Raw genomic sequence first — 6908 nt, 5'->3', positions numbered from 1 at the left:
TTGCCCTACGCTATATAATTAAGCCCTTTCAGGGCACTCCGCAAAATTATCATTTATCATAGATTTTCCATTCCCACAATCCTGCATCTCCCCTTCGGATATGAAGACGAAGATAACGTGCCTCCCCTATCTCCTTCGCCAAATGCGGGGAGCGCACTTCTACTTTAGCTTGTTCGGCACATGTCCGCCAGTTTTTTCCATCCATCGATTTTTCTAACCGCCACGTATGTCCTTCAGTAGGGCGGGTAAAGTAAAACTGACATTCGTTGACATTGCGAATCCCTTTTAAATCCACCGTAATGAATGGACTGCTATCCGTATCGGCTGCCATCCAACGAGTTCCATTCGATTCATCGGCTACATGGGCAGCCTGATAAGTATGCGTTCGAGTATAATTCTTCACGGAGGCTTTCTCCGGTAGAGGCTGGTTAGGCTGTGTTTCAATGCTGACTACAGAAGTGCGCGGTTCTTTCTCGCTAGAAGCATAAAAATGTGACTGCAATGATAAATTCGTCCGTTTCTCTTGTGGAGCTGCCAGGTACCCCACTCCACGCTTATCGGGAACTAAAGTCTTAATTGTTCCGTCATCATTAAATTCCATCCGGTTAGCATATACCTGCCGGGTGGTTCCACCATCTCCGTATTCGAGATAAAGAAAGATATACTCATCTGTTCTTTCATCGTAAAATACATTGCCATGTCCTGGTCCCCACACTTGATTTTCGGGAGAAGAAAACAAAAAGATATCGTTGCCCTCCGGTTTCACAAAACCTGTAAGAGGAGATTCGCGGCTCATCATGTATGCATTTGCATAATTCTGATGACCGCTCAATGTATAAATATAATAATAGATACCTTTACGTTTAAACATTACGGGGCCCTCGGAATATCCCTGACGGGCTGTTTTCAATGTCACCGGTTCCCCATCCAAATGAAGCCGGTCAGCAGAAAGACGTGCCGCATTCCGACGACGCCAAAAGATATATCCCGTACCGTCATCATCAATAAAAGGCTCTCCGTCGATATCATCAATAATGGCCGGGCTATCTACTTCCTCTCCGGAAACAAAAAGCCCTTTTCCTTCGGTAAACCGGAAAGGACCCTCCGGACGATCTGCAACAAGCACATAAGTCCCCATCTTATCACCGGGCTTGACAAAGGTAACATATAAATAAAACTTTCCATCGTGTTCAATCACTCTCCCGGGAGCCCAATACCGGAAATATCCTTTTTTCTTTTCACCTTTATCATTCGTATATTCATATCCCTTCGACCAGTCGAAATCACTAATATGAGAACCCTCAAAGCTCCAGTTTACAAAATCTTTCGACTTCCACACGACAGGTGTTCCGGCACGTTCAAGACCATAATCCAAATCAGTGGTTCCGTAGAGATAATAGGTATCACCAAACTTAGAAACGGAAGGATCCGCCACATTATCGGGGATTAAAGGATTATAAGTACGATTGGCTATCAATGCCTCCACCACGGAAGCATCTACCACAAACGCCGTTCCATGACGGATACCTCTCGGAAAAGAAACTTGATCGGACACGTCTTCCCATGTTTCGCCATGATCTAAAGAGCGAACGGCACCATAACGATGATCACGGTATTTATCGAAATAAACATAAAGCGTATCACCGACAAAAAGAGGAGCAGGTCCTTCCGCCCAATACTTTCCTGTAATAGGCGCCGATACTTTGGTCGGAAATCCTTTTTCGATCTTTTTTGTACGCGTAACGCGCAAATTCTTTTCCGGGGGATTGGAGTTTTCATTCTTGACTATCATTATCAGGTCTCCCAGCTTCGGATCTTTCACAATAGCAGCGTCAATCACACTGAAATCAGGGTTGAAGAACATCTTTGTCTTTGAGAAAGTGCAGAAATCCTTTGTTGTCACATAATAAATACGATGATTCAATCCCTTCTCGCTTTCGCTGGTAGGTATTTCCTTGTGACGACCGGGGATGGTAGTTGCCCAAAAGATATAGTAAGTTTGCGAAGGTTCGTCATAAAAGAGTTCAGGTGCCCAACAATTATGGGCAGTCGGCTCGTGCATCATCACCGGAATAGCCTGTTGTTCACTCCAATGAATTAAATCACGAGAAGAAGCATGGCCGATAATCCGATCAGTCCAACTGGAAGTCCAGACCATGTGGAAAGTTCCGTCCGGAGCCTGGCAAATACTCGGATCTCGCATTAATTTATCTTTACCGACGGAAGGTGTCAGATAAGACCGTCCGCCATTCAAAGGCATCCAGTTCAACCCGTCATAACTATAAGCTAAATGCAATCCATCTTTACTGTCATTGATGAAATAAGAAAAGAGATAAGCAGTCTTACCGGCGAAGATTGTCATTACCGAGCAAAGACTTAGAGCCATCCAAACAACTACTTTTTTCATGGTTCCTTTTAAGATTAAAAAGTTTACCCCGCAAAGATAAGGTATCTCCCAACCTCCTCAAAGATAAAGAGCATGGACAATATTTCAAATCCATGTAGTTTTGTACACCATCCGTCCTATAAGTGCATTTTGATACAATATTCTATGTATCTGTACATCTTTCTATTTACTAAACCCTTAAAAAGCTCTACTTTAGCGGCAGATTTTAAAATAGAGATGAAAAACATATCAATTCTATATATCATGAAACAACTTTTAGTAAGTATTGCCATCGTATTTGCCTCTATACTGACCGTAACGGGGCAAAATCATTCTTTCAGTTTATCCGGCAAATGGAATTTCCAGATAGACCGGGAAGATATCGGCACCAAGGAACAATGGTTCAAAAAAAGCCTTGATGATCAGATTAATCTCCCCGGCTCCATGCCCGAAAAGCAGAAAGGAGATGAAGTAACCGCCCGCACCCGGTGGACCGGAAGCTTGTATGACAGCTCTTACTTTTTCAATCCATACATGGAGAAATACAGAATAGAAGGACAAGTGAAACTTCCCTTTTTCCTGACTCCCGACAAACATTATGTAGGGGTAGCCTGGTATCAAAAGAAAGTTACAATACCTTCCAACTGGAAAGGAGAAAGAATCACTCTTTTCCTGGAACGCCCGCACATCGAAACGACCGTATGGGTCAATCAACAGGAACTCGGTATGCAGAACAGTCTTTGTGTCCCTCATGTGTATGATCTGACTTCTGCTGTTACTCCCGGCAAAACCTGCCTGATTACTATCCGCATCGACAACCGCATCAAAGAAATCAATGTAGGCCCCGACTCTCACAGCATCACCGACCAGACCCAAGGTAACTGGAACGGAATCGTAGGACGAATTGAATTACAAGCCACTCCTAAAGTTCATCTTGAAGACATCCAGATATACCCTGATTTAAGCAATCAGAAAGCACTGGTACGCATGAACATACAGTCTGCCTCTTCCACCAAAGGAGATATTACACTTTCTGCCGAAAGTTTCAATACGGACACTCAACACAAAGTAGCTCCTGTTCAGCAAAGCTTCCATATCCGTCCGGGAGACAATGCGATAGAGATGGAACTTCCTATGGGAAAAGATTTCCTCACATGGGATGAGTTCAATCCTGCACTGTATAAACTGACAGCAAAACTGACCAACGGTAAACAGGCCGACATCAAACAGGTACAATTTGGTATGCGCGATTTCAAGATAGAAGGAAAATGGTTCTACGTCAATGGTCACAAAACAATGCTTCGCGGCACAGTGGAAAACTGTGATTTCCCATTGACCGGTTATGCTCCGATGGACGTAGCTTCCTGGGAACGAGTGTTTCGCATTTGCCGCAACTATGGTTTGAATCACATGCGTTTTCATTCTTTCTGCCCGCCGGAGGCTGCTTTTATCGCAGCCGATCTGGTCGGTTTCTATCTGCAACCGGAAGGTCCGAGTTGGCCGAATCACGGACCAAGACTGGGTAACGGTCAGCCAATTGACAAATATCTGATGGACGAAACAATTGCCCTGACTAAAAAATACGGAAACTATGCATCTTACTGTATGCTGGCTTGTGGTAACGAACCTTCCGGACGCTGGGTGGCATGGGTGAGCAAGTTTGTCGATTATTGGAAAGCGACAGATCCGCGTCGTGTATATACGGGAGCTTCCGTAGGAAACAGCTGGCAGTGGCAACCTCACAATGAATACCATGTGAAAGCCGGAGCACGCGGTTTGAGTTGGGCAGGTGCGCAACCGGAAAGCAAATCGGATTATCGTGCAAGGATAGACACCGTGAAACAACCGTATGTATCACATGAAACAGGTCAATGGTGCGTATTCCCGAATTTCAACGAAATCCGCAAATATACCGGAGTCAACAAAGCGAAGAACTTTGAGATTTTCAGGGATATTCTGAATGATAATCACATGGGAGGCCAAAGTTATGATTTTATGATGGCTTCGGGCAAATTGCAGGCACTTTGCTATAAACATGAGATTGAAAAGACATTGCGTACCCCCGATTATGCAGGTTTCCAATTGCTGGCTCTCAACGATTATTCGGGTCAGGGAACGGCATTGGTCGGCGTACTGGATGTATTTTTTGAAGAGAAAGGATATATCAACGCGGAACAATTCAGACGTTTTTGCAGTCCGACTGTCCCCTTAGCCCGTATTCCGAAGTTTGTATATGCCAATGATGAAACATTCCATGCCGACATCGAAGTTTCCCACTTTGGTGCAGCCCCTTTGCAAGGAGCAAAAACTAGCTATACCATCAAAGACAAGTTCGGAAAGGTGTATGCCAAAGGAACTGTCGGCACACAAACGATTCCTATTGGGAACCTTTGTGCACTAGGCAGCGTGGATATGAGCCTGAAGGGGATCGATACTCCACAGAAACTAAATCTGGAAGTGTGTATTGAAGGCAGCGATGCCGTCAATGACTGGGATTTCTGGGTATATCCTGCACAAGTGGAACTGACACAAGGAAGCGTATATACTACCGACACACTGGATGAAAAAGCCATTTCCGTACTGAAAGAAGGAGGAAATGTCTTGATTACGGCAGCGGGCAAAATACAATACGGAAAAGAAGTTAAACAATACTTTACTCCGGTATTCTGGAATACTTCCTGGTTCAAGATGCGCCCGCCGCACACAACTGGTATTTTCCTGAATGAATATCATCCTCTTTTCCGTGAATTTCCTACGGAATTTCATAGTAACCTGCAATGGTGGGAATTATTAAATAAAGCCCAAGTGATGCAATTTACCGACTTCCCGGCAGAATTCCAGCCAACCGTTCAAAGCATCGACACCTGGTTCATCAGCCGGAAAATCGGAATGTTGTTTGAAGCAAATGTATTGAACGGTAAACTGATGATGACCAGCATGGATATCACCTCTCAACCGGAGAAACGAATCGTTGCCCGACAAATGCACAAGGCAATCCTGGATTATATGAATTCGGATGCTTTCCGTCCAACAGAGAAAATATCTCCTGAGCTAATTCAGGCATTGTTCACCAAAGTGGCAGGAGATGTAAAATCTTATACCAAAGATTCGCCGGACGAGCTCAAACCGAAAATTAACTAAAAAGGAAATTATCAGGCACAGATTACACGAATTACACTGTTGCTTTATAGAAAGCGTAATTCTAAAAACCGTGAAATCCGCGTAATCCGTGCCTAAATTCTATAAACAATATACATTCATATTATTTATAATGAAAACTACCATCATAGGCTTACTACTCTTGGCTACAATAACCGTCCATGCCCAAGAAGAAGTCCGAACCTACCAACTGTCGGACGCACCCCGATATAGCGAGGAGACGGGATACGGATACGACCTCACCGCCACACCCGAGAAAGGGAGTAAATCACCTTTCTTCTTCTCTGTCCGTGTTCCAGACGGGAATTACAAAGTTACAGTACGCCTGGGAAGTAAAAAACAGGCAGGAGTGACCACCGTAAGAGGTGAGTCACGCCGGCTATTTGTTGAGAACCTGCCAACTAAAAAAGGACAATTCGTAGACGAAACATTTATCATCAATAAGCGTACCCCTCGTATCTCCGAAAAAGAATATGTACGAATCAAGCCCCGTGAGAAAGCGAAACTGAACTGGGATGATAAACTGACATTGGAATTTAATGGAGATGCACCTGTGTGTCAAAGTATCCGCATCGAACCTGCCGATCCGTCGGTTATCACTGTTTTTCTGTGTGGTAACAGTACGGTAGTCGATCAGGACAATGAGCCTTGGGCTAGCTGGGGACAAATGATTCCTCATTTCTTCGGAACAGATGTTTGTATCGCCAATTATGCGGAATCCGGTGAATCGGCCAATACTTTTATCGGAGCAGGACGTTTGAAAAAAGCATTGAGCCAGATGAAGAAAGGCGATTATCTCTTCATGGAGTTCGGACATAACGATCAGAAGCAGAAAGGTCCCGGAAAAGGAGCTTACTACTCTTTTATGACCAGCCTGAAAACATTCATCGACGAAGCACGGGCACGTGGAGCATATCCCGTACTGGTTACTCCCACCCAACGCCGGAGCTTTGACTCAACCGGACATATCCGCGATACACACGAAGATTATCCGGAGGCCATGCGCTGGCTGGCCGCCAAAGAAAATATACCTTTGATTGACCTCAACGAAATGACTCGGACACTATATGAAGCGTTAGGCACGGAAACATCCAAACGCGCCTTCGTACACTATCCGGCAGGAACTTATCCCGGACAGACCAAGGCTTTTGAAGACAATACCCACTTTAACCCTTACGGCGCTTACCAGATAGCCCAGTGTGTGATTGAAGGTATGAAGAAAGCCGTACCTGAGTTAGCCAAACACTTGAAAATAGATCCGGCATATAACCCGGCACACCCGGATGATGTGAATACTTTCCACTGGAACGAATCACCTTTCACAGAAATAGAGAAACCGGACGGAAATTGAGAGATAGGTATT

At 44.6% G+C, this 6908-nt stretch carries 3 protein-coding genes; 2 read left to right on the top strand and 1 reads right to left on the bottom strand.

Features of this window, described 5'->3' with window-relative positions:
• Positions 1 to 49 precede the first annotated feature (49 nt).
• Positions 50 to 2407, bottom strand: coding sequence for a family 43 glycosylhydrolase (locus KTR06_RS07935; RefSeq protein WP_217290172.1), 2358 nt, complete (start codon positions 2405 to 2407; stop codon positions 50 to 52).
• 243 nt (positions 2408 to 2650) lie between these two features.
• On the opposite strand from KTR06_RS07935, the gene KTR06_RS07930 reads away from it, so the two are divergent.
• The gene (locus KTR06_RS07930) at positions 2651 to 5527 is read left to right on the top strand and encodes a sugar-binding domain-containing protein (RefSeq protein WP_217290171.1); all 2877 of its coding nucleotides are present in this window, start codon (positions 2651 to 2653) and stop codon (positions 5525 to 5527) included.
• A 130-nt stretch (positions 5528 to 5657) separates the two neighbouring features.
• On the top strand, positions 5658 to 6896 hold the full coding sequence (locus tag KTR06_RS07925; RefSeq protein ID WP_008771097.1) for a rhamnogalacturonan acetylesterase: 1239 nt from the start codon (positions 5658 to 5660) through the stop codon (positions 6894 to 6896).
• The last annotated feature ends 12 nt before the right edge of the window (positions 6897 to 6908 follow it).

Origin of the sequence: Bacteroides sp. MSK.20.12, assembly GCF_019052435.1 — a bacterium.
GTDB lineage: Bacteria > Bacteroidota > Bacteroidia > Bacteroidales > Bacteroidaceae > Bacteroides > Bacteroides xylanisolvens.
The sequence above is the reverse complement of the archived record's forward strand: the minus strand, read 5'-3'. Positions and strand labels throughout refer to the sequence as shown.

What these genes read in the sequence shown, in the direction of transcription:
- KTR06_RS07925 (WP_008771097.1), top strand. Translation starts at nt 5,658, where the DNA reads ATGAAAACTACCATCATAGGCTTACTACTCTTGGCTACAATAACCGTC.
- KTR06_RS07935 (WP_217290172.1), bottom strand. Translation starts at nt 2,407, where the DNA reads ATGAAAAAAGTAGTTGTTTGGATGGCTCTAAGTCTTTGCTCGGTAATG.
- KTR06_RS07930 (WP_217290171.1), top strand. Translation starts at nt 2,651, where the DNA reads ATGAAACAACTTTTAGTAAGTATTGCCATCGTATTTGCCTCTATACTG.